Annotated in this window: 22 protein-coding genes; 13 read left to right on the top strand and 9 right to left on the bottom strand. The window is 68.1% G+C overall.

Features of this window, described 5'->3' with window-relative positions:
• The first annotated feature begins 4 nt into the window (after positions 1 to 4).
• From NQ152_RS16315 to NQ152_RS16370, 12 genes are all read left to right on the top strand, one after another.
• Positions 5 to 1,495, top strand: a complete 1,491-nt coding sequence (locus NQ152_RS16315) for an aldehyde dehydrogenase (protein ID WP_257524740.1) — start codon at positions 5 to 7, stop codon at positions 1,493 to 1,495.
• Positions 1,496 to 1,509: 14 nt separating this feature from the next.
• Positions 1,510 to 2,631, top strand: a complete 1,122-nt coding sequence (locus NQ152_RS16320) for an NDMA-dependent alcohol dehydrogenase (RefSeq protein WP_257503937.1) — start codon at positions 1,510 to 1,512, stop codon at positions 2,629 to 2,631.
• A gap of 75 nt (positions 2,632 to 2,706) precedes the next feature.
• Positions 2,707 to 3,255 (top strand): UGSC family (seleno)protein, encoded by a 549-nt coding sequence (locus tag NQ152_RS16325; protein ID WP_257524741.1) that lies wholly within the window; start codon positions 2,707 to 2,709, stop codon positions 3,253 to 3,255.
• On the top strand, positions 3,252 to 4,304 hold the full coding sequence (locus NQ152_RS16330; protein WP_257503939.1) for a hypothetical protein: 1,053 nt from the start codon (positions 3,252 to 3,254) through the stop codon (positions 4,302 to 4,304). The genes NQ152_RS16325 and NQ152_RS16330 overlap by 4 nt, the downstream gene beginning before the upstream one ends.
• Entirely contained in the window at positions 4,301 to 5,164 is an 864-nt protein-coding gene (locus NQ152_RS16335) for an SDR family oxidoreductase (RefSeq protein WP_257524742.1), read from the top strand. Before NQ152_RS16330 ends, NQ152_RS16335 begins: the two co-directional genes overlap by 4 nt.
• A 79-nt stretch (positions 5,165 to 5,243) precedes the next feature.
• On the top strand, positions 5,244 to 6,347 hold the full coding sequence (locus NQ152_RS16340) for a zinc-binding dehydrogenase (protein ID WP_257503941.1): 1,104 nt from the start codon (positions 5,244 to 5,246) through the stop codon (positions 6,345 to 6,347).
• Positions 6,348 to 6,363: 16 nt separating this feature from the next.
• Positions 6,364 to 7,368, top strand: a complete 1,005-nt coding sequence (locus NQ152_RS16345) for an amidohydrolase family protein (protein ID WP_257524743.1) — start codon at positions 6,364 to 6,366, stop codon at positions 7,366 to 7,368.
• A gap of 220 nt (positions 7,369 to 7,588) precedes the next feature.
• The gene (locus tag NQ152_RS16350) at positions 7,589 to 9,367 is read left to right on the top strand and encodes an ABC transporter substrate-binding protein (protein WP_257524744.1); all 1,779 of its coding nucleotides are present in this window, start codon (positions 7,589 to 7,591) and stop codon (positions 9,365 to 9,367) included.
• On the top strand, positions 9,368 to 10,399 hold the full coding sequence (locus tag NQ152_RS16355; RefSeq protein ID WP_257503944.1) for an ABC transporter permease: 1,032 nt from the start codon (positions 9,368 to 9,370) through the stop codon (positions 10,397 to 10,399). It begins immediately after the preceding gene.
• Entirely contained in the window at positions 10,386 to 11,267 is an 882-nt protein-coding gene (locus NQ152_RS16360; RefSeq protein ID WP_257503945.1) for an ABC transporter permease, read from the top strand. Before NQ152_RS16355 ends, NQ152_RS16360 begins: the two co-directional genes overlap by 14 nt.
• A complete protein-coding gene (locus tag NQ152_RS16365; RefSeq protein WP_257503946.1) occupies positions 11,264 to 12,334 on the top strand; it encodes an ABC transporter ATP-binding protein in 1,071 nt (356 codons plus the stop codon). The genes NQ152_RS16360 and NQ152_RS16365 overlap by 4 nt, the downstream gene beginning before the upstream one ends.
• Positions 12,331 to 13,431 (top strand): ABC transporter ATP-binding protein, encoded by a 1,101-nt coding sequence (locus tag NQ152_RS16370; protein ID WP_257524745.1) that lies wholly within the window; start codon positions 12,331 to 12,333, stop codon positions 13,429 to 13,431. Before NQ152_RS16365 ends, NQ152_RS16370 begins: the two co-directional genes overlap by 4 nt.
• Here NQ152_RS16370 and NQ152_RS16375 read toward each other — a convergent pair.
• The 5 genes from NQ152_RS16375 to NQ152_RS16395 all read right to left on the bottom strand — a co-directional run bounded on the left by NQ152_RS16375 (position 13,400) and on the right by NQ152_RS16395 (position 17,671).
• On the bottom strand, positions 13,400 to 14,602 hold the full coding sequence (locus NQ152_RS16375) for a pyridoxal phosphate-dependent aminotransferase (RefSeq protein WP_257524746.1): 1,203 nt from the start codon (positions 14,600 to 14,602) through the stop codon (positions 13,400 to 13,402). The two genes, NQ152_RS16370 and NQ152_RS16375, sit on opposite strands and share 32 nt — an antisense overlap.
• 160 nt (positions 14,603 to 14,762) lie before the next feature.
• Positions 14,763 to 15,101 carry a YciI family protein gene (locus NQ152_RS16380; RefSeq protein ID WP_257503949.1) on the bottom strand — a complete coding sequence of 113 codons (339 nt, stop codon included), beginning with the start codon at positions 15,099 to 15,101 and terminating at the stop codon, positions 14,763 to 14,765.
• 103 nt (positions 15,102 to 15,204) lie between these two features.
• Positions 15,205 to 16,506: an NtaA/DmoA family FMN-dependent monooxygenase gene (locus NQ152_RS16385; RefSeq protein ID WP_257524747.1), complete on the bottom strand. Its 1,302-nt coding sequence runs from the start codon at positions 16,504 to 16,506 to the stop codon at positions 15,205 to 15,207.
• On the bottom strand, positions 16,503 to 17,117 hold the full coding sequence (locus NQ152_RS16390) for a flavin reductase family protein (protein WP_257524748.1): 615 nt from the start codon (positions 17,115 to 17,117) through the stop codon (positions 16,503 to 16,505). The genes NQ152_RS16385 and NQ152_RS16390 overlap by 4 nt, the downstream gene beginning before the upstream one ends.
• Complete coding sequence (locus NQ152_RS16395; RefSeq protein WP_257524749.1) at positions 17,114 to 17,671, bottom strand: NADPH-dependent FMN reductase; 558 nt, start codon at positions 17,669 to 17,671, stop codon at positions 17,114 to 17,116. Before NQ152_RS16395 ends, NQ152_RS16390 begins: the two co-directional genes overlap by 4 nt.
• A 351-nt stretch (positions 17,672 to 18,022) precedes the next feature.
• Between NQ152_RS16395 and NQ152_RS16400 the strand changes: the two genes are divergently transcribed.
• The gene (locus NQ152_RS16400; protein ID WP_257524750.1) at positions 18,023 to 18,841 is read left to right on the top strand and encodes an IclR family transcriptional regulator; all 819 of its coding nucleotides are present in this window, start codon (positions 18,023 to 18,025) and stop codon (positions 18,839 to 18,841) included.
• A gap of 73 nt (positions 18,842 to 18,914) precedes the next feature.
• Here the strand turns inward: NQ152_RS16400 and NQ152_RS16405 are convergent, their stop codons facing one another.
• The 4 genes from NQ152_RS16405 to NQ152_RS16420 form a co-directional block, all read right to left on the bottom strand.
• Positions 18,915 to 19,766 (bottom strand): SDR family NAD(P)-dependent oxidoreductase, encoded by an 852-nt coding sequence (locus tag NQ152_RS16405; RefSeq protein ID WP_257503951.1) that lies wholly within the window; start codon positions 19,764 to 19,766, stop codon positions 18,915 to 18,917.
• A gap of 36 nt (positions 19,767 to 19,802) precedes the next feature.
• Entirely contained in the window at positions 19,803 to 20,840 is a 1,038-nt protein-coding gene (locus NQ152_RS16410) for a hypothetical protein (RefSeq protein WP_257524751.1), read from the bottom strand.
• Complete coding sequence (locus tag NQ152_RS16415; RefSeq protein WP_257524752.1) at positions 20,837 to 21,394, bottom strand: UGSC family (seleno)protein; 558 nt, start codon at positions 21,392 to 21,394, stop codon at positions 20,837 to 20,839. The genes NQ152_RS16410 and NQ152_RS16415 overlap by 4 nt, the downstream gene beginning before the upstream one ends.
• 122 nt (positions 21,395 to 21,516) lie before the next feature.
• Positions 21,517 to 23,124: an ABC transporter substrate-binding protein gene (locus NQ152_RS16420; RefSeq protein WP_257503954.1), complete on the bottom strand. Its 1,608-nt coding sequence runs from the start codon at positions 23,122 to 23,124 to the stop codon at positions 21,517 to 21,519.
• Positions 23,125 to 23,187 lie beyond the last annotated feature (63 nt).

Genomic DNA, 23,187 nt, shown 5'->3' on the forward strand with positions numbered 1-23,187 from the left:
CGACATGACCATTACTTCCCCCACCGCGACCTCGGTCGACAGCGATCTCCTCGTCGACGGTGTGCAACTCATCGGCGGCGACTGGGTCGCTTCGTCGAGCGGCCAGACCATCGACGTCATCAACCCCGCCAACCGCACGCTGCTGGCTCGCATCCCGCGCGGCAACGCCGAAGACGTCGAGGCGGCCGTCCAGGCAGCCGAGAAGGCGTTCCCCGCCTGGCGCGACCTGAACGCGACCGCCCGCGGGCGGCTGCTGTTCCGCTGGGCCGACCTGATCGAGCAGAACGCCGAGGCGCTCGACGAGATCGAGCGTCAGGAAGTCGGCCGCCCGAGCTGGGGTCCGCTCGGATCGCCCGGACAGCTGCGCTTCATCGCAGGCCAGACCGACAAGGTCCAGGGCGTGTCGCTGCCCACCTACTCGCCTGACACGCTCGGGTTCACGCTGCGCGAGCCCTTCGGCGTCGTCGGCGGCATCATCCCGTGGAACGCTCCCGGTCCCATGTTCGTGACCGAGGTGGGCGCAGCGATCGCCGCCGGCAACACGATCGTGATGAAACCCGCCGAGGACGCCCCGCTGACGCCGCTCGCGCTCGCCAAGCTCGCCCTGCAGGCGGGCATCCCGGCCGGCGTCATCAACGTGGTCACCGGCTACGGCCACGAAGCCGGGGCGGCCATTCCGGCGCACCCGCGCATCCGCCGGATGGGCTTCACCGGTTCGCCGCAGACCGGCGCCCTGATCATGGCTGCGTGCGCCAAGAACCTCACGCCGCTGCACCTCGAGCTGGGCGGCAAATCTCCCCAGGTCGTCCTCGACGACGCCCAGCTGGACGCCGCCGTACCGGCCATGGTCGCCGGCATCACGCTGAACACCGGGCAGATCTGCGCCGCCGGTTCGCGTGTGATCGTGCAGCGCAGCATCCACGTGGAGCTCGTCGAACGACTGGCGGCGCAGATGCAGAAGGTGACCGTGGGGCCGTGGCATCAGCCCGTCAACATGGGACCCCTGATCAACGAGAAGCAGCACGATCGCGTGCTGAGCTACATCGAACTCGGAAAGGAAGCCGGAGCGGAGATCGTCACCGGCGGAGCCGTGCCGGTCGGTGACGACTACGGGAACGGGTTCTTCATCCAGCCGACGCTGTTCGACAAGGTCGATCCCGGCATGCGCATCGCGCAGGAGGAGATCTTCGGTCCCGTCCTGTCGGTCATCGTCGTGGACGACGAGCAGGAGGCGATCGAAGTCGCCAACGCCACCGAGTACGGTCTGGTCGCGTCGGTGTGGACCCAGGATGTGGGCAGGGCCGTGCGGCTGAGCCGGGCACTGCAGGCCGGCCAGGTGGCCGTCAACAACGCGCTGGGCGCCGGCGTCATCGGCGGTCCCTTCGGCGGGTACAAGAGCAGTGGGTTCGGCCGGACGATGGGTGCCGATTCGGTGCTCGAATGGACCCAGATCAAGACGGTCTCGATGCGCGGCGCCGCATCGCAGGCGCGATGAGAGGTTGACGGAACATGGCGACTATCACCACCCACGCGGCTGTTGCCCGCGCTCCACATCAAGGCTGGGAGCTGACCGACCTCCAGCTGGACGATCCGAAAGAGCACGAGGTGCGCATCAAGTTCGCCGCATCCGGGCTATGTCACTCGGACGACCACATCACGGCCGGTGACGCACCGGTTCGCTTCCCCGTCGTCGGCGGACACGAAGGCGCGGGGATCGTGGAGTCCATCGGGCCGAACGTGAACCGCGTCAAGGTCGGCGACCGCGTCGTCTGCTCGTACATCCCCGCCTGCGGAGCCTGTCGGCCCTGCTCGACCGGGCACCAGAACATGTGCGTGAAGGGCCTGAACGCCGGCTCGGGGATGTTCCTGGACGGCACCTTCCGGTTCCACAAGGACGGTGAGGACTTCGGCGGGTTCTGCTCACTGGGGACGTTCTCGCAGTACGCGGTCGTCTCCGAGTGGGCCGTCGTGCCGCTGGCCGACGACATCCCGTTCGAGATCGCATCCCTGGTCGGCTGCGGAGTGCCGACCGGGTGGGGCTCGGCGGTCTATGCGGCCGGCGTCAAGCCGGGCGATACGGCCGTGATCTTCGGTGCGGGCGGCGTGGGCAGCAACGCGGTCCAGGGCGCGCGGTACGCCGGAGCGAAGAACGTCGTCGTGATAGACCCGGTCGAGTTCAAGCGCGAAAGCGCGATGAACTTCGGCGCGACGCACACCTTCGCCGATGCCAAGGAAGCCCACGAGTTCGTCAACGCGACGACGTGGGGCCAGTTGGCCGATCACGCGATCCTCACCCCCGGCGTCGTGACCGAAGAGATGGTCATGCAGGCCGTGATGATGACCGGCAAGGGGGGCAAGGTCACCATCACCGGCGTCGGCGCCCTGAAGGAGAAGGCCGTCCACGTTCCGGCCGGTCTGCTCATCGGCTACCAGCGTCAGATCCGCGGAGCTCTCTTCGGCGACTGCAACCCGCTGTACGACATCCCGAAGCTGCTGGGCCTGTACCGCTCCGGGGACCTCAAGCTGGACGAGCTCGTCACGCGCACATACGCGCTGGACGATGTCAACCAGGCGTACCAGGACCTCGCGGACGGCAAGAACATCCGCGGAGTGATCGTTCACGACATCTGACCTCGATTCGGTGCTCGACTGCAGAGGTCCGCAGGCGAGCACCGATCGCCGGTCCCGACACGGAGGAGTACCACAATGCCCAACGCCATCCTCGATCCGACCGGACGCGCTGCTGATGCCGCAGCGTCGTCGCTGAGCGCCCTGGCGCCACGACCGGCAGACCTCACCGGGTTGCGCGTCGGGCTGCTGGACAACACCAAGCACAACGCCCTGCTGTTCTTGCGGGAGGTCGGCAGCCTGCTCGTCTCCGAGCACGGCGTTGCGGAGGTGAGCATCGTCGAGACGAAGGCGAACTTCTCCGTTCCGGTGGACGAGTCCATCGTGGCTCGCTACGCGCGGGAGTGCGATGTCGTGGTCATCGGCGTGGGCGACTGCGGATCGTGCAGTGCCGCGGCGGTTGCCGACGGCATCAATTTCGAACGTGCCGGATTGCCCGCCGCGGTGGTTCTCACCGACGCGTTCCTGAGCACCGGCCGCATGATGGCCGAAGTGCAGGGCGCCCCCGACTACGAGTGGATCACGACCCGGCATCCCATGGCGTCCCTCACGCCCGACGAGGTGCGCACGCGCGCCGAGGGCCTCCTCCCGCAGATCGTCGGCACCCTCGCGAAGGCCGCCGCGTGAGCGTCGCCGAACTGGATGCCGACGCCGCCCAGCTCGCCGTCGAACACTGCTACGAGCAGGGCTGGTCGGACGGATTGCCGCTCGTCCCGGCGACGCGGCCGCTGGTGGACCGATTCCTGGCAGCTGCGGGCCGGCCCGCGGACGAGGTCATCGGCCACATGCCCCAGCTCGACCGCTCGGTCACCGTCGAGCTCGCCGCCATCAACGCCGTCATGGCAGGGTGCCTGCCCGAGTACTTCCCGGTCGTCCTGGCCGCGTGGGAAGCCCTGATGAACGAGCGTGCCGCCAAGGGCGGCGGGTGGCAGTCCACGAGCGGTCCGGCTCCGCTGATCATCGTGAACGGGCCGATCCGCAACGAGCTCGGCTTCAACAGCACCGGTGGCGTGTTCGGACCGGGTTTCCGCGCGAACGCCACGGTGGCCCGGGCGATCGGCCTGATCGTGCGCAACGTCTTCGGCGTGCACCCGCACGAGCTCGAGCAGGCCACCCAGGGTCTGCCGGGCCGGTGGTCGATCTGCATCGGGGAGAACGAGGAGGAGAGCCCGTGGCCGCCTCTCGCCGCGGACCGCGGCGTGACCGGCAACGCCGTCACGGCGACTCTGCTGCGCACGTGCGAATACGTCGACAACCGGCACACGACCGACCCCGAGCTGCTTCTCGGCGACTTCGCCGATACGATCGGGCGCTCCGGATCGCTGATCTTCAAGCACGCTCTGGTGGGGGTCGTCCTCTGCCCCGAACACGCCAACCTCCTGGCCGGCGCGGGCTACAGCCGGTCGGATGTCGCGGCCTGGCTCGCGGAACACTCGGGCCGCACGACCGGACAGCTGGCGCGCGCCGGCAAGGACCACAACGACGGAGCGGGAGTGCGCTTTCCCGGGTCCGGGGAGCCGGCCGACGACTTCCAGCGCACGATCGCCCCCGGCAACGAGGACCGGGTCCTGATCGCCGTGGCGGGCTCGCGCAACGCGGGCATCTCGATGGTCGTGCGCTACTTCGCGGACTGGTCGGGAAACTCCGTCGCCATCCGTGCGGGAGAGGCCTCGTGACGGCCATCGACCTCGTCGACCCGCTGTCGGACCCGCTCGGGGGCGTGGGGGAGCAGAAGATGCTCGGACGCCGTGCGCTGGTCACCGGCGCGGGGCAGAACGGCGAGCTGCCGGGCGTGGGGTATTCCATCGCCCTGCTGCTGGCCTCCCACGGTGCGAGCGTCGCGGTGCTGGACCGGTCCGCGGACGCCGCGCAGCGCACCGTCGAGCGCATCGTCGCCGACGGCGGCCAGGCGGTCGCGGTGGTCGCCGACGCCACCGACGATCTGGCGTGCGAACGCGCCGTCTCCGAGGCGGTGCAGGCGCTGGGAGGCCTGGACACGGTGGTCAACAACGTCGCCAGCGGCGATCGTGCCGGCATCTTCGATGTCACGCCGGAGCGCTTCGAGCAGCTCCTCCAGATCAACCTGATGTCCGCGTGGTACATCACCCGGCACGCGGCCCCGGTCCTGCCCCGGGGCAGCGCGATCGTGAACATCTCTTCCGTGGGCGTCAGCGCGCGCGGACCGGGGATGCCGTATTGCGTCGCCAAGGCCGGCGTCGAGAACCTCACCCAGGGCTCGGCGACGACGCTCGGGCCGCAGGGCATCCGCGTCAACTGCATCGAGGTCGGAGCCATCTGGGGATCGTTCGCCGCGGCGAACATGGACGAGTCCATGCGCGAGCCGCGCCGGATGGGCACCACGCTGAAGACCGAGGGATCGGCGTGGGACATCGCGCACGCCGCCTTCTTCCTGCTGAGCGACTCCGCTCGCTGGATCACCGGCCAGATCCTGGCGGTGGACGGCGGACCCGCCGCGCACTATCCGCCCGGCCCGCCCATCACCTCCGTACCCAAGAGCGCCCAGGCTCCCGCCTGAACGCGTCCCGGCGCGCCCACCGGGCACGCCCTGCGTCGCCCGGCGCCGTCACCCACCCCCACAGAGAAGAGACTCTTCCATGACCGAGATGGTTCGCGCAGCTGTTCAGACAGGTCCCCGTCACATCGAGATGCGGGAGTTCCCGCGTCCGCAGATCGGTCCCGACGACGGGCTCCTCCGGGTCGAGGCCAACGGCATCTGCGGCAGCGATGTCGAGATCTACGGTGGCCACATCGGGACGCAGACCAACCCCTTCATCCCCGGCCACGAGCCGATGGGCATCATCGCCGAGCTGGGAGATCGCGCCGCCGAGCGCTGGGGCGTGCAGGTCGGCGACCGCGTGGCGCTCGAGGTCATCGTTCCCTGCCGCGCCTGCAACGACTGTCTCACCGGCCGCTACCAGGCCTGCCGTTTCCGCAAGTACGGTCACGGCGTGACCGGCATCGACGTCGAGCCCAGCCTGTGGGGCGGGTTCGCCGAGTACATGTACATCTCCCCGAACTCCGTGCTGCACAAGATCGACAAGAGCCTCCCCGCTGAGATCGCGGCGATGTACAACCCGCTCGGCGCCGGCGTGCGGTGGGCCGTCGACCTCGGCGAGGTCGGACTCGGCGACACACTGGTGATCCTGGGCGCAGGGCAGCGCGGACTCGGCGCGATCATCGCCGCGAAGTCGGTGGGCGCGTCGAACATCATCATCACCGGGCTGGCCTCCGACGCGCACAAGCTCGCGGTCGCCCGCGAGCTGGGTGCGGACCACACGATCGTCGTGGGACCCGGCGGCCAGGACATCGTCGAGGCCGTGACCGAGATCACCGGTGGGCAGATGGCCGATGTCGCGCTCGATCTGACGCCGATGGCCGCCGGTCCGGTCACGGACGCGATGAACGTCGTCCGTTTCGGCGGCCGCGTCGTCCTCGCGGGTCTGAAGGGCCGCAAGGAGGTCCCGTTGGTCACCGATCTCATCATCAACCGAGCGCTCACCATCAAGGGAGCATTCGGCGTCGACGCGTCCGCGAACAAGCGTGCCATCCGGTTGCTGGAATCGGGCCGATTCCCGCTCGAGCTGCTGCACACCCATACGTTCGGGCTGGACGAGGTCGGACTTGCGATCGACACCCTCGCCGGCACCACGGACGACAAGTCCGCCATCCACGTCTCGGTCCACCCGAGCTTCGCCTGACCGACAAGGGACCCCTATGATCATCGACGCACACGCACACCTGCTTCCGAAGGACTACCCGAGCGACGCTCCCGGATGCTTCCCGCACATGGAGGCGATCGAGGACAGCACGAGCAGACTGCTCGTCTTCGGCAAGACCCGCTTCCCGGCCAAGGATGTCTTCTTCGAGGCCGAACGGCGCATCGAGGCGCAGGATGCCTCCGGTGTGGACGCGGAGGTCGTCAGCCCGATGCCGCCGCTGCTGCGCTACGACCTGCCCGCCGGCGACGGGCTGGCGCTCTCGCGCCACGTCAACGAGTTCGCCGCAGAACTGAGCTCACACGCGCCGGATCGGCTCATCAGCCTGGGCATGGTGCCCATGGAAGACCCAGATGCCGCCACCGCGGAGCTGGCTGCCATCAAGGAGATGGGGCTTGCGGGCGTCGAGATCGCCTCCAACATCCTGGGCAGCTCGATCGGCGACGAGAAGTTCCTCCCCTTCTTCCAGGAGGTGGAGAGACTCGGGCTCTCGGTCTTCGTGCACGCGATGCCCGCGCCGATGGATCGCCTGCCGATGTCGGCCATGGGCACCTACGTCGTCGGGATCGAGGGCATGTTCGCCGCAGCCTCGATGATCCTCGGGGGCACCGCGGCGGCCTGCCCGGACCTGCGGATCTCGTTCAGCCACGCGGCCGGCGGGTTCGCCATGATGCTTCCGCGCGCCAACTACTTCTGGGGCGGCTCCTGGAACGAGGAGCCCAAGAACCTCGATCGCGCCGTCTCTCCCGATGACGGGCCGTCTCCGTTGGAGATGGCGCGTCGGTTCTACTACGACTCGATGGTGTTCGACGCGCGGACCATTCGCTACCTGGTGGATCTGCTCGGCGCCGACCGGCTCCTGGTCGGTTCGGACTTCCCCGCGATGCTGCGTGAGGAGCCGGCGGCCAAGACGCTTCGCTCGATGGACCTGCCCGAAGCGGAATGGGAGGACATCAGCTGGAGGAACGCTCTGCGCTGGCTGGGCCGGGAGGCCGTCGCCTGACCGCCTGAGTCGCCACGAGTACCGCCCAGCGCACCGCAGACCCCGGTCTGCGGTGCGCTGCGTCGTGCGCTGCGGACGGATCGGTGGGTGTCTTTCGTCGGATGGAAGTGACATAGATACGGCCTTCTGCGCTGAGTCAGACTGCCACAGGAGTTAGTTCCGGCTCAAAGTTGACCGCGGACCTGCGCTCGCCGTCGCCGCTCAGAACAAGGGAATTCACATGACAAGAATCCGCAAGAGCGGACGGTCGGCAGTACGCCTGATCGGCACGCTCGCCCTGGCAACAGGGATCGTCGTATCAGCAGCCGGGTGCGCCGGTGGGGGCGGTGGCGACGCCGCACCGGACGCCGCTTCGGGTGAGCCCACGCCGGGCGGCGAGATCACGGTGCTCCTGGACGCCGGCTTCGCCGGAGGATGGGCGACCGGCTTGGACCCTGCCACGAGCAACACGACCGGTTCGAACCTCCCGCAGAACGCCGCCATCTTCGGCGGACTTTTCACGCTCGAGCCGGACGGCGACGGCGGCCAGATCGTACCCAACCAGGCCGAGAGCTTCGAGTGGTCCGAAGACGGCCGGACGCTGTCCATCACCCTGCGCGACGGGATCACATTCTCGGACGGCACGCCCCTGAATGCTGAGGCGGTCGTGTGGAACTGGATCCGTGCCCTCAACTCCGGCAGCACGGGCGCGCCCCGCCTGCAGCTGAACGTGGACACTCCTGCCCCCGCGCTGAGCGAGGAGTTCATGACGAGCCTGTGGGCAGCCCTCCCCGCAGACGTGGACAAGGCCACCGTCCAGAAGCAGCTGGGTGCGATCCAGGCGGTCGATGACCTCACGGTCTCGCTCGCGCTGCGCAACGTCGACGGCTCCCTCGTCAACGGCTTCCCCACCTCGAGCTTCAACCTGATCGCCTCCCCGACCGCGTACGCGGAGCTGGGCGGGGACGCTTTCAGCCTCAAGCCCGTCGGCGCGGGTCCCTTCATCGTCACGGCCGACAGCCTGAGCGAACGCCTCGAGCTGGAGAAGAACCCCGACTACTTCAAGTCCGGGCTCCCGTACCTCGACGCGATCAACTTCCAGTCCGTGGCCGGTGACCAGGTCGCCTACCAGACGCTGCTGGCCGGACAGGGCGACGTCATCGAGGGTCTCAGCTCGGTGCCGCTCATCACCGAGGCCAAGGCCAACCCCGACGTGGCCGTGCACCTCGGTGCCCCGACATCGCCGTATGTCGTGCAGCTGAACTCGCGCACCGCACCGTTCGACGACATCAAGGCGCGAGAGGCGATCTACTACGCGACCGACTTCGCCGCGATCAACAAAGGTCTGTTCAAGGACGAGGGCGAGATGAGTCAGTCGTTCACGGCATCCGGCGGGCTGTTCTTCAACCCGGAGGTTCCGGGCTACCGCGAGTACGACCTCGACAAGGCGAAGGCGCTCGTCGAGGAGATCGGCGGACTGACGGTCAACCTCGGCACGACGGATATCGTCACGGCACGCTCCGTGACCACGGCGCTTCAGACGCAGTGGGAAGAGGCGGGGATCGACGTGGAGATCAGCGCTGAGCCGCTGGGCGATGTGATCACGCGCTTCGTCACGGGCGACTGGCAGGCGCTGCTTCAGACAGCGGGCGCATGGGACCCGTCGGTCGGCATCGGTGTCGGCATCCGGTTCGGCTCCACGTCTCCGTACAGCGGTGCACCGCTGCCCGAGGGCGCCACATCCGGCGCGGACGCGCTGGCCAAGGGTCTGGAGACCGAGCTGGACGTGCTGCTGCGCGAAGCCGTCGGCACGAACGACTACGACGAGCGGGACGCGAAGTACCAGGAGATCGCGAAGTACATCTCCGACCAGGCGTATGCGCCGTTCGGAATGGCGTTCTCGCCGGCTCAGGTCCTGCGCGCCGGCGTGCACGGCCCCGGACTGGACGTGCCCATTCCGGCGTTGTCGGTCAACCAGGGTGTGCTGTACGACCGAGTCTGGGTAGAGAGCGGGAAATAGGTGCCCATCACGGAGGCCACTACCAGCATCCGGACCGAGGAGCGCGTCAGCGCCCTCGGCCGGGTGGTGGGTTCCCCCCTGGTTCGGTTGATCGCACGCCGGATCGCGATAGCGATCCCCCTGCTGCTGGCGATCAGCATCCTCGTGTTCGCATTGCTCGAGGCGATCCCGGGCGACCCCGCACGCAACCAGGCGGGTATGGACGCCACCGAGGAGGAGGTCGAGGCTGTTCGCGCGCGGATGGGCCTCGACCGCTCCCCGGTGGAGCGATACCTCACCTGGTTGGGCGGGTTCGTCACCGGCAACTTCGGCAAGTCCTCGATCAGCGGGCAGCCGGTCACCACGCTGCTCGCCGAACGGGTGCCGGTCACGGTCGAACTGGTGGTACTGGCCTTCGTGGTCTCGCTCGCTCTGGCGCTGCCGGTGGCGCTGATGGCCGCCCGCAAGCCGGGTGGCTTCTTCGATCGGGTGGTGATGGTCATCTCCATGACCCTGCTGGCCGTTCCCAATTACGTCATGGCGCTGCTGCTGGTACTCGTGTTCGCCGTGCTCCTGCGGGCTCTGCCCGCCATCGGGTATGTGCCGATCGAAGAGAACCTGTGGCTCAACATCCGTTCTGTGACGCTGCCCGTGCTCGCACTGGCCATTCCCCTGGCGGCCTTCTACGCGCGCTTCCTGCGGGGTGATCTCGTCGAGCAGATGAACTCCGCCGACTACGTCGAAACCGCCCGAGCCAAGGGGGTCGGACCGTGGAAGGTGCTCTGGCGGCATGCCTTCCGCAACTCGTCCTTCGGCCTGCTCACACTGGTCGGCCTCAACATCGGCGGGCTGGTCGGGGGCACCGTCATCATCGAGCAGATCTTCTCCATGCCCGGGCTCGGTGTGCTGATGCTGCAAGGCGTCATGTCCCGGGACACCGCCGTCGTCCAGATCTGCGTGTTCATCTTCGCGGCGGTCGCCGTCCTGGCGAACCTCGTCGTGGACGTGCTGTACGCGGTGCTCGATCCAAGGATTCGCTATGGCAATCGCTGACGCCTCGGTAGGGGCCGCCCTCATCCCGTCCGCTGTGCCTCGCAGCGAGACCTGGGGCAGGATCCGCCGCAAGCTCGTGGTGGGGATTCCGGCAGGATTGGTGTTCCTGCTGCTGTTCGTCTGCTTCATCGGCCCGTTCTTCCTGCCGCTGGCCCCACCGACCGGTGGCAGCGTGCTGGACAGCGGTCTGCCCCCGGGAACGCCCGGTCACCCGCTCGGCACCGACGTGAACGGGAACGACGTGCTGTCGCGGATGATCTACGGCGGCCGGGCATCGCTGATGATCGCGATCGCCGTCAACGTCATCGGTCTCGTCGTCGGAGGCGTCGTCGGCGCGATCTCCGGGTTCCTCGGCGGCAAGATCGACACCGTGATCATGCGCGCACTCGATGTGCTGATCGCGTTCCCCTCGCTGGTGCTGACGATCGCGATCGCCCAGATCCTCGGCCCCAGCCTGCCGAACACGATCCTGGCGCTGTCGGCCTTCAGCATCCCCGCGGTCGCACGAATCTCCCGCTCGGCCACGCTGCGCATCTCGAACATGCCGTTCATCCAGGCGGCCGATCTGAGCGGCAGCACCACCTGGCGCACGCTGACGCGTCACATCGCGCCCAACATCGTGCCGCAGATGCTGAACTTCGCCCTTCTGGGCATGGGGATCGTGATCGTCACCGAGGGTGCCCTGAGCTTCCTGGGCATGGGAGTCCCGGCGCCTGCACCCAGCTGGGGAAACATGATCTACGAAGGGCAGCAGTCGCTGTCAGCGACGCCGCTGCTGGTGTTGTGGCCGAGCCTGGCCCTGCTGGTCACGGTGCTCTCCTTCAACCTGCTCGGCGAGAACCTGAGAGATGAGATGAACGGTCGATGAGCACGCTGCAGCAGTTCGCCGGCCCTGCCGAGAGGGCGCCACGCCCCGAGACGGTCCTGTCTGTCGACGACCTCCGCGTCACCTTCACGCGTGGGGGTCGCCCGGTCCACGCGGTCGGCGGAATCTCGTACGACCTCGAGGCGGGCCGGATGCTCGCGATCATCGGCGAGTCCGGGTCCGGCAAATCCGTGGGGGTGCGCGCCCTGATGGGACTTCTCCCACCGAGCGCGCGGATCGAAGGCTCAGCGCGCCTGGTCGGCACGGAGCTGGTCGGCATGGACGAGCGGTCCATGCGTCAGATCCGCGGCAACGATATCGCCATGGTGTTCCAGGACCCGGCACGGTCCCTCAACCCGACCATGAGCGTGGGAGCGCAGATCTCGGAGGCGGTGCGCACGCACCGCAGGGAGGTGAAGAAGGCCGAGGCGGCCGAGCGGGTCATCGAGCTGCTCAAGCTGGTGCGCCTGCCCGCACCGGAGCGCCGGTTCCACGAGTACCCGCACCAGCTGTCCGGCGGCATGCGCCAGCGGGTGATGATCGCGATCGCACTGGCCTCGAACCCGAAGGTGCTGATCGCCGATGAGGCCACCACGGCTCTGGATGTCACCACGCAGGCGCAGATCATGGAGCTGCTGGTCGATCTTCAGGACCGGCTCGGCACCGCCGTGATCATGATCAGTCACGATCTCGGACTCGCCGCCAGCTACGCCGACGACGTGCTCGTCATGTACGGCGGGCGGATCGTCGAGCAGGCCGACACCGCTTCTCTGTTCGGCAACGTCCGGATGCCCTACACGAAGGCGCTCCTGGGGGCCATCCCACAGCTGTCCACGCCCACGCATGCCCTCCTCCCGGTGATCGGCGGGCATCCGCCGGACCTGTCCGCGCTGCCCCCGGGCTGCGCGTTCGCGCCGCGCTGCCCACGGGCGACGCAGAAGTGCGCGGAGCGGCCCGAGCTGATCGAGCACGAACCGAATCACAAGTACGCGTGCTGGCATCCGCACCTGGACGGCGCCGCACCCGAAACGATCGCCGCCGCAGCGCCGGCGCAGGAGGATGTCCGGTGACACAGATCGTGGACGAGAGGTCGCCGCAGGCGACCGACTCGAAAGAGACCCTTCTGTCGGTCCGGCACATCGTGCAGGAGTACGTCAGCCGCGGACCCGGCAACATCAAGGCCGGGGTGGTGCATGCCGTTTCGGATGTCTCCTTCGAGCTGGGCGTCGGTGAGACGCTCGGTGTGGTCGGCGAGACCGGATCGGGCAAATCCACGCTGGCCCGCGCGGCGATCCAGGTGGAGCGGCCCAAGTCAGGCGAGGTGTGGTTCAAGGGGCGCAACCTCGTCGAGCTGTCCCGGCGAGATCTGAAGGCCGCCCGCCGGGACATCCAGATGGTCTATCAGGACCCGTTCGGCTCTCTCAACCCGAAATGGCGGGTCGAGGATGTCGTGGCCGAGCCGCTGGTCGGTCACACGAAGATGGGTCGCGTGCAGAGGCGCGCCCGTGTGCGCGAGCTGTTGGATCTGGTCGGACTGAATCCGGACATCTACCTGCGGCGGCGTCCGCTGGAGCTCTCCGGCGGTCAGGCGCAGCGCGTGGCCATCGCGCGCGCCATCGCCACCAATCCGGCGCTCATCGTCTGCGACGAGGCGATCTCCTCGCTGGACGTGCTCATCCAGGCGCAGGTGATGAACCTGTTCGAGAAGCTGCGAGCCGAGTTCGGCCTCTCGTACGTGTTCATCGCGCACGACCTTGCCCGCGTCAAGCAGCTCAGCGACCAGGTCGCCGTCATGCACCTGGGTCAGCTGGCCGAGATCGGCCCGGCCGAGCAGGTGTACGCCACCCCGCGGCACCCGTACACCCGGGCGCTGCTGGACTCCATCCCGGGGCTGGATCCGGAGACGGGGATCGCACGCAGACCCGTGACGCTCAAGGGCGAACCGCCCTCACCCCTGCACCCGCCGTCGGGGTGCCGGTTCCGCACGCGGTGTCCGCGCGCGCAGGACAAGTGCGCGGTGGAGGAGCCGCTGCCTCGCGACCTCGGGGGAGGGCACAAGGTGGCGTGTCACTTCCCGCTGGAGGTGCCGACGATCTCGGTGGATTCGCTGCGCGCATCGATCCCCGCGCCGAGGGCTAAGACGCGAACAGCTCCTGCATCCGCGTGACGCCTTCGAGCAGCGCGTCGTCGCCGAGCGCGTACGAGAGCCGCAGGTAGCCGCTGGGGCCGAACGCCTCGCCGGGAACCACGGCCACCTCGATCTCGTCGAGGATGAGGTCCGCCAGCTGCAGCGACGTTGTCGGCGTCTGCCCGCGCCACTGCCGGCCCAGCAGGCCGCGCACGTCGGGGTACGCGTAGAAGGCACCGAGCGGGTTGGGCACCGTGACGCCGTCGATCTGCGCCAGGCCGTCCACGATCAGCCGGCGACGGCGGTCGAATGCGACCCGGAACTGCTCGGCTTCCGTCTGCGGGCCGGTCAGGGCGGCCAGCGCCGCTCGCTGTGCGACGTTGTTGACGTTGCTGGACAGGTGGGACTGCAGATTCGCGGCCAGTTTGATGGCGTCCGTGGGCCCGATCATCCAGCCGACGCGCCAGCCGGTCATCGCGTAGGTCTTGGCCACGCCGTTGACGAGGATGGTCTGGGCCGCGGCATCCGGGACCGCCTCGACGATCGAGACCGCGCGGGCGCCCTCATAGACGAGGTTCTGGTAGATCTCGTCGGAGATGATCCAGATGCCGTGCTCCACGGCCCATTCGCCGATCGCCTTGGTCTCGGCGGGAGTGTAGACAGCGCCGGTCGGGTTGGACGGGGAGACGAAGACCAGCGCCGTCGTCTTGTCGGTGCGGGCGGTTTCGAGCTGCTCGACGGTGACCTTGTAGTCCTGGTCGGCTCCGGCGAAGACCGTCACGGGCACTCCGTCGGCCAGTGCGATCGCCTCGGGGTAGGTGGTCCAGTACGGTGCGGGCAGGAGGACCTCGTCGCCGGGGTTCACGACCGCCTGGAACGCCTGGTAGACGGCCTGCTTGCCGCCGTTGGTGACCACGATCTGGGACGGCTCGATGTCGAGTCCCGAGTCGCGCAGCGTCTTGGCGGCGATGGCCTCGCGCAGGACCGGTAGACCCACGGCGGGGGTGTAGCGGTAGTTGGCGGGGTCGTGCAGCGCCTCGGCCGCGGCATCCACGATGAACTGGGGCGTTGCGAAGTCCGGCTCGCCGGCCGCGTAGCTGATGACGGGTCGTCCGGCGGCCTGCAGCGCCTTGGCCTTCGCGTCGACCTTGAGAGTCGCGGACTCGGCGATGGCACTGAGTTTGTGGGAGAGCGGGGCGCGTTGTGTCACTCTTCGAGCGTAGCGGCCCGGGCGATTCCCTGCCGAGTTCCGGGTCGGTACGGGCCCCGCTCGCCTGTCACGACACGCCGAGCGGTGACCCGGAATGCGACAGGGGAGCGTCCGTCACCGCCGGGGCGCCACCGGCAGAGTGCGCCCCGGCGGTGAGCGGTCAGTTCAGCTCGAGCGGCCAGACCGGACGCACCTCGATCGTGCCGTGGGTGGCCATCGGATGCCGAGACGCGACCTCGACCGCCTGCTCGAGAGTGTCGCACTCGAGCAGATCGAAACCGGCGATCCACTCGTGTGTCTCGGCGAAGGGTCCGTCCGTCACGCTCACCTTGCCGTTGCGGCGTCTTACGGTCTTGGCATCGGAGGGCGGCCGGAGCCGGTCCCCGTCGGTGGCCCGCCCTTGCCCGTAGGTCTCGTCGACCCATTCCTCTATGGTGAGGACCGGTTCTTCATCCGTGGTGAGATCCGGATCGGCCACCACGAGCATCAAGTACTTCATCGCATGTCCCTTCAGTGCCGCTGTGCAGCGACGTTACGGGAAGGACGTCGAACGCCGCACGCGCGGATCGACAAACTCGGGTGATCCTCCGATCTTCCCGCGGCTAACGCGGCTCGGCGCCCATGCGCTCGCGCAGGGTGTCGCCGGCGTAGTCGTCCTGGAAGTAGCCCCGCTCCTGGAGTTCGGGAACGAGCAGAGTCAGCATGGCATCCATCCCGTCCGGAAAGCTCGGCGGATTCAGGTTGAACCCGTCGCAGGCCCGCTTGTCGAACCACTCGATCATGCTGTCCGCGATCATGCCCGGAGTCCCGATCATCCAGCGGTGGCCGACGGCCCGCGCGAGCTCGACCATCAGCTCGCCGACCGTCTGGGTCTCGGCCATGGCGCGGTAGATGTGCCAGCGCTCCTGGCGCTGAGGGGTGACCTCGAGCCGCTCCATGGGGATGCGGTCGGTCAGCTCGAGGTCGTCGATGTCGACGTCCAGCATCCGCGCGACCACGGCCCGGCCCGCGGTCGGCTCGATGCCGTTCGCCAGGTCTGCGGCCAGCTCCTGCGCGTCGGCAAGCGTCCTGCCGACGAACGGCATGATGCCGGGGAGGATCTTCACCCTGTCCGGATCGCGACCGTTCGAGGCGACGATCTGCTTGTACTGGTCGTAGAACGAGATCGCCTTGTCCAGCTCGGGCTGGATCGTGTAGATCGCATCTGCGATCGAGGCGCCCAGTCGGATGCCGGCGGGCGACTGGCCGGCCTGCACGATCAGCGGGTGGCCCTGCGGGGGACGGGGCATGTTCAACGCGCCCTGGACGGAGAAGAACTCGCCGACGTGGTTGATGTCGTGCACCCGGTCGGATTCGACCCAGATGGCGCGTTCGCGGTCGTTCACGATGGCGTCGGCATCCCAGCTGTCCCACAGCGCCTTGACCACCTGGACGAACTCGGTGGCGCGTCGGTAACGGTCCTCCGGGGCCGGCATGCTCTCCAGCCCGAAGTTGCGGTTGCCGCTCACCGACGTCACCACGTTCCAGCCTGCGCGTCCGTCGCTGAGCAGATCGAGCCCCGCGAACTGGCGGGCCACGCGGTAGGGCTGCGAGTAGGTCGTGGATGCGGTTCCGAGCAGCCCGATCTTCGACGTGTGCCCGATCAGGGCGCTGAGGGTGGTGATCGGCTCGTACACCGAGACGCCGCGAACGCTGTTCGAGCGGATGCTTCCGGCGTCGTTGCTGTCCGCCAGGAAGATCGCATGGAGTTTGGCGGCTTCGGCGGCTTTGGCCATGTCCGCGACGATGCTCAACCGGCTCACCTCTTCGGAGCGGCTGTTCGGCTGTCGCCAGGCATCGCTGTGGTAGCCGAAGCTCAGCATGAACATCGTCAGAATCATCTGGCGCTGACGTGGTGGTGTCATCGCGGTGCTCCATTCCCTTGCGCGCCCGACCCGGACGCTGTGGCCTCGATGTGTGTGCTCCCCGAACCGATGTGAGACGGTGCTCCGCTCAGCTCGTGGTACCGCCCGCGGTAGAAGATCAGGGGGGCCGCCGCAGCGGGCTCCGCGCGGCCCAGGTTCTGCACGTGCCCGATCACGATGAGGTGGTCGCCTGCCTCGTGTTCGGCCCACAGCTCGCAGTCGACCCACAGCAGCGACTCGCGCAGCAGCGGGTTGCCCGACGGGGACTGCGTCCAACCCACCCCGGTCCATCGGTCCACGCCCTTGCGGGCGAACTGCTCCGACAACGGCTGCTGAGCGGCGGAGAGGACGTTGACGGCGAATCGCCCGGACCTGCGCAGTCGAGGGTAGGAGTCCGACGTTCGCATCACGCTGATCGATACCAGCGGCGGATCCATGGAGACGCTGTAGAACGACTGGCACGTGAATCCCACCGGGCCGTCATCATCGATGCCGGTCACGACGGTCAGCCCCGAGGCGTAATGGCTTAGCGCCTCGCGGAACCCTGCGCTGTCGAAGTCGCGGACATCCGTGTCGCGCGGAACCGCTGTACCGCCCGTGTGGGCCCTCATGCTCTCAAGCCGGGGGTCGAGGGGGCGGACGGCCCGGCCAGGGCGGATCCGAGCGCGGCGACCCGTGCGATCTGCGCGCGATACTCGTCAGCGGCACATCGCACCTGCGCGCCGAGCGTATTCATCTGGCCTGTCACGAAGTAGAAGCCGCGGCCCGGGACGACGGCGCCGAGCTCCAGCAGAAGCGGGATCAGGCCGAAGGAGGGGCCGAGGGAGTGTGCGAGGTCGGCGCCGGTCTGCATCGGGACCGCCACCACGCCCTGCAGGCCGTTCGCGGGGTAACGGTCCAGGAACGCCTTGAGCAGGCCGGTGTAGGTCGCCTTGTAGGTCGGGGACCCGAAGAGCACCAGATCGGACTCGGCGACGGCCGCGTTCAGCTCCGCCATCTCCGCGGACGGCCACGAGAAGATCTGCTCGACGTGCTCGACCAGATCGATGACGCGCAGTGAGTGATCGCTCTCGCCGACGATGGCCTGGGCGAGCTCAGCTGTGACCGCGAGCGTGCGCGACTGCGGCTTCGGGTTGCCGACGACGATGCTGACTCTCAGCGTCATGGCTCCTCCTCGGGCTTCGTTGCTGAAGGGAGTGGCGGCACACGCGATCGAGGGATTCGAGCGGTCGTTGCGACGCCTCGTAATCCCTCAAGATCTTTTGGCCTGAAGGGGGTGCAGCGGCTTACCCTGCTCGACGAACGTAACACATTCAGTCAGCCTGAAAACAGCCTGAGGCGAATGCTTCCCGCCAGGTGAAATCCGCATTCCCCTCACCGCGGCGGGTGTCCGATATTGGAAGACACCGGCAGGCACAACCGGGCGTTCGAGCACACCTCCACGGTGCGTGCGTTCGCGCTCTGTTCGCCGGCGGCGCGTCATGGCCGACGCTCCAGGACAACGGAGGACAGACGTATGGATGAGATCCCCGAAGCCACGCCGACCAAGCGGACCGCTGCCGCGCGGGTCCTTGCCCTTCTCGGGGCGTTCTCGCGGGGAGGTGGCACGCTGAACCTCTCCGAGATCAGCCGCTATGCGGACCTGTCGCTGACCACCACGCACCGGCTCGTCAAAGAGGTGCTGGACTGGGGCGGCCTGGAGCAGGACTGCGACGGTAGGTACCGGCTCGGGCGGAAGATCCTCGACCTGGCATCCGCCTCCACGGACGCACTCCGACTGCGCGAGAAGGTGCTGCCGCATCTGGTGGATCTGCACCGCTACACCGGTCTGACCGTGCACCTCGCCGCCCGCGACGGCAAGGACGTGGTCTACCTGGAAGCACTGCGTGCGCATCCGAACTACACGGGCGAGAACAAGATCGGCGGCCGCATGCGCTTGCACGCTACGGCGACCGGACTCGTCCTGCTCGCCCACTCCGCAGCCGATGTCGTCGACGAGTACGTGCGTGAGCCGATGAAGGTGTACACGCCGAAGACGATCGGCGATGAGCAGACTCTTCGGCAGAACATCAACATCGTGCGGCGCCAGGGGTTCGCGATCGGCAGCCAGTTCGTGACGATGCGTGCCGGGTCCATCGCCGCGCCGATCGTGAACGCCGAGGGCGTGGTGGATGCCGCGGTCGGCGTCGTCTACATCCTGGACGAGCACGAACCGAATCGCCTGGCCGACCACGTTCGCGCAGCAGCCAACCGCATGTCGCGGGCGCTTGCCGAGAAGCCCGCCCCGCTGGATCCGCGCACGATCGCCTTCAACCGCCGTCACGCGGGCTTGTAGCTGATCCCAGCCGCCCGCACGTACAGAAGCCTCCGCGCGACCGCGCGGAGGCTTCTGTACGTGCGAAGTGCGGCTACTTGAGGTTCGAGCCGGCCGCGCCGGTGGGCGCCATGCGGAATCCGCCGCCGTCCACCGCGAGGGTCTGTCCGGTCACCCAGCGCGCCTGGTCGGTGAGGAAGTAGAACGCCGCGCGGGCGATATCCCAGTTGTTGCCCTCGGTGCGCAGGATCACGTTGTCCGCCCGGATCGCACGCTGCTCTTCGTTCATCCCGCGCGCCGCGAACGCGCCCCAGATCATGCCGACGCGAACGCAGTTGACCCGGATGCCGCGGGGAGCGAGGCTGCCGGCGGCACCGGTGGTGAGCTTCTCCAGCGCGGACTTGCCGAACGAGTACGGCATGCCCGGCCCGCGTCCCTCGGCAGCCGAGGAGGAGATCGTGACGATCGACGCGCCGCGCTCCATGTGCTTCTGCGCGTGGCGCATGACGTACCAGACGGCGGTGAAGTTCAGCTTCATGGCCTGCTCGAACTGCTCCAACGTCGCTTCGAACATCGGCTGCACGCCGGTGCCGCCGATCGTGTCGGCGACCACATCGAAGGACCCGAACCGCGCGGCCGCGGCGCTGATGGCCTGCTCGACCGACGCGTCATCGGTGACGTCGACGGAGAAGTGCTCCGCCTGCCCACCGGCCTCGCGGATGGCATCGACGGTGCGGGCTCCGGCCGCGGCGTCGCGGTCCAGGACCGCGACGGCAGCGCCGTTCTGCGCGCACAGCCAGGCGATGGCGAAGCCGATGCCGCCCTCGGGGCCGCTCAACCCCCCACCGACGACGAGAGCGACCTTGCCGGTGAGCCAGGGCTCCGCGGCGGCGGCCAGGGGATCGGTAACGGGGACGGGCCACTTCTCAGCGGTGGTTTCGGTCATGGGTTCAGGCCTTTCTGCCAGGGTGGAGGAGGGGGATCAGCGCACGGGGAACGAGCGGCCCGACCAGAGGCCGAGTACGCGGAACACCATCGACATCGCCGCATTCGACGAGCCGGCCACGATGATCGGAAGGGTGGCGGGTTTCGCGTCCGCCAAGGTCGGGTGACGGTGGTCGGCAGCGAACGGTCCGCCGGGGAGATGGCTGAGTCCCTTGCCGACCGCCTGCAGTTCGGCCTCGGTGCGGCCCGCGCGCGCCACGATCCACTCGCGGACGTCCTGCTTGCTCATACCTGCGTCTGCGAACAGTTGCGCATGGGCGGGGTTGAGCAGGATGCCGGTCGGGCTGTGGCGCCCGATCAGGGCACCGGAGCGCTGAATGGTGTCGACGAAGTCGCCCAGGACCTCCTGGGCGGAGGTGAAGCTGCGATTGTCGACGACCTCGAAGGTGCGCACCAGGGTGGCGGCCACGGCGCTGACACCCGGCTCCACCCCTGCTTCTTCCGAGAGCGGCTCCCATGGGCTCGCTTCCTCGTTCTCGCCGATGCACAGCTGCCAGCGGCCCACTGTCCCGATGGTGGCCTGCTCCAGCTCGCGGGGACGGATGCCGAATCCGTTGCGGACGGTGAGGCCGATCGCGCGGGGGATCGTCGCGTTCGCGCGGAAGCCGGGTCCGAGGACGCCGCCTTCGGAATTGATGGCCAGTTGATGCCGGATCGGTCCGTTGACGACGATGAGCGGGCCAGGGCCGCTGGTGGACTGCCAACCACCGCCGAGTGCGGCGCGTTCCGCGGAGAGCGCGTCCCACGCGGCGAGTACGACCGGGAAGTACTCGGGGAGGCACCCCGCCATGACGGCGCTGACGGCGACGTCGCGGACGGTCACGTGTCGTTCGAGCTGCGGGTGGTGCGCGGCCACCTCGTCTTCGGCGCGCTGCGTCGTCGCGAGGAAGCGCTGCACGGATTCCTCGGTCGCCGGCAGCGCCGGAAGACCATCGGTCCAGCCGCGTCCGTAGAGCTCCTCGGCGACCCCGGTTGCGACGTCGGGATCGAGGGCTACGGCGACGTGTTCGCTCACGCGGCAGCCACGGTCCGCGTCGAGCCGATCAATCGCGCCTCGACCTGAGCGGCCAGCTGCTCGCCGCGCTCCTCGACGCCGTCGGCGGTCAGGTTCGCGATCGGGTGCGCCGTCAGGAGGTAGGGGAAGTCCGGGGCGCCCTTGAGCCCCGCCATCGCGGAAGAGGGCTGGACGAAGGCGTCGGTGCAGATCACCGCGGTGGGGATGCCGACGCTCTCGAGCGCGATGGCGTCCGCGACCGCCGAGGCGCTGCAGGATCCGCAATCGCCGACCCCGATGACGACCACGTCGCAGTCCCGGATCAGCTCTTCGACGAGCTCGACCGGCAGCGGCATGGCGAATTGCGTCTTGGTGCGGGGGATGAGCGCGACCTGGGCGTGACGGTCGGCGAGCCTGGCTCCGATCGCGTCCAGGATGCTGTCGGCATTGCGTTTGGTATTGCCCAGCAGGCCGATGCGTAGCCCGGCGAGGGTTTCGGGGCGCGCGGCGTCCGTGGGCGTCACCGCGGTGCTCGCGTGGAAGTGCTGTGTCGGGTCGATGATCTCAGCGGTCATTGTGGAACCTTTCTGTCCGAGCATGTGCGAGTGTCCGCGGTCGCGGTGCGGTTGCGTGCTGGGGCTCCGCGACGCGGAACCCCAGCACGTACGCCTCTCCGGCGGGGATCAATCCCCGGGGGTCAGCCCTTCCACTTCATGGTCAGCCAGTTCAAGCTGCCGCTGGGGGTTCCCTCGGCGAGCTCGGTGAGACCGTCCCAGCGGACCGTGTTGACCGTGGGGAACCCGGCGTTCGTCCACACCAGCGGGGCGAAGAAGATGAGCTCCTTCGCACGCTTCTGCATGTCGCGGAAGTACTCGCCGCGCTCTTCGCGGTCCGTCGTGGAGTTCGCGCCGGCGACGGCCGCGTCGATCTCGGCGTCGCAGATTCCCGACGGGTTGCGCGCCGACATGTGATCGGGGTTGCAGGCGTACCAGCGGGAGATGCCCAGTCCGGGGTCGGCCGAGACCGTGGTCCGCAGGAACGCCAGATCGAAGTTGTTCTGCACGTAGATCTGGTCCGTGAAGATCGCCGACGTGACCGCCTCGAGGTTGACGCCGATTCCGACATCCGCCAGCATCGACTTCGCCTGTGATGCCATCGCAACCGTGTCCGTCAGCTCCTGGATGTACTTGACGTTCAGGGTGAATCGGACGCCGTCGGCGCCGACGGGGAACCCGGCTTTGTCGAGGCCCTTGTTGATCGCTTTGACGTCGAAGGGGAAATCTTTGTCGAAGTCGACGCTCTCGTCCTTGGCCCACCCCATGGTGCTCGGGAAGAAGCCGTCGGCCGGCTCGCCGTAGCCGGCGATCGCCACGTCCGCGAAGGCTTGGCGGTCCAGCGCCGAGAACACCAGGGCGCGCACGTCGGGGTCCGCCAGGTACTCGTTCTTCGTGTTCATCTCGACGACGACCGCCTGGGCGAAGTAGCCGTCTTCGAGGTGCACAAGCTCGGGTTTGCCCGCGATCTGATCCAGCTGCGACGCGTCGATGGTGGCCTTGTCGAGCTCGCCGGAGATCAGGGCGAGCGCGCGGGTGTTGGTGTCAGCCATGACCGGGTAGATCGCCTTGTCGACCTGCACGTCGCCGCGCCAGTAGTCCTCGTTCTTGACCAGGATGACCTCGGCGCCCGACGAGAAGGACTCGAACTTCATCGGACCGGTGCCGATCGGCGCCATGTTGGCAGGGTTGGTCACGTAGTCGGTGCCCTCGTAGATGTGCTTCGGGATGATCACCTGCTGCGAGAGGGTCTCGAAGAACGGCCCGAACTCGGAGTTCAGGTTCAGCACGACGGTGGTCTCGTCCGGGGCCTCGACGGAGTCGATGGACTCGACCAGGGAGGCGCCGTACGTCTGGAAGGCCATGATCTCGTCGAAGTTGAACTTGACGTCCTCGGAGGTGAACGGCTCGCCGTCGTGCCAGGTGACACCCTCTTCGAGCGTGAAGGTCAGGGTCCGCTTGTCGTCGCTGAACTCCCACGACTTCGCGAGCATCGGGTGGATCTCGGACTCCGCGTCGATGTAGACCAGCGGGTCGAACAGGGCGACGCCGAACGCCAGCGTGACGGGCGAGTTCGTGATCTGCGGGTTGAAGCTGATCGGGTCGGCTGCGATCGCGTCGATGTAGACGCTCGGGGTCTCGGGCTTGGCCGATTCGGTCGGCGCGGCGCTGGACGAACAGCCGGCGACCAGCAGGGCGGCGGACGCGAGCGCCGCGATTGCGGCGAATCGGGTCGTGCGCTTGGTCTTCATGGGAGTACCTCTCTGTAGCTTCGGGCGCTGATCGCGCCGGACGCGGTGGTGTTTCAGTGATGA

The sequence above is a fragment of the Microbacterium sp. zg.B48 genome (assembly GCF_024623505.1).
GTDB lineage: Bacteria > Actinomycetota > Actinomycetes > Actinomycetales > Microbacteriaceae > Microbacterium.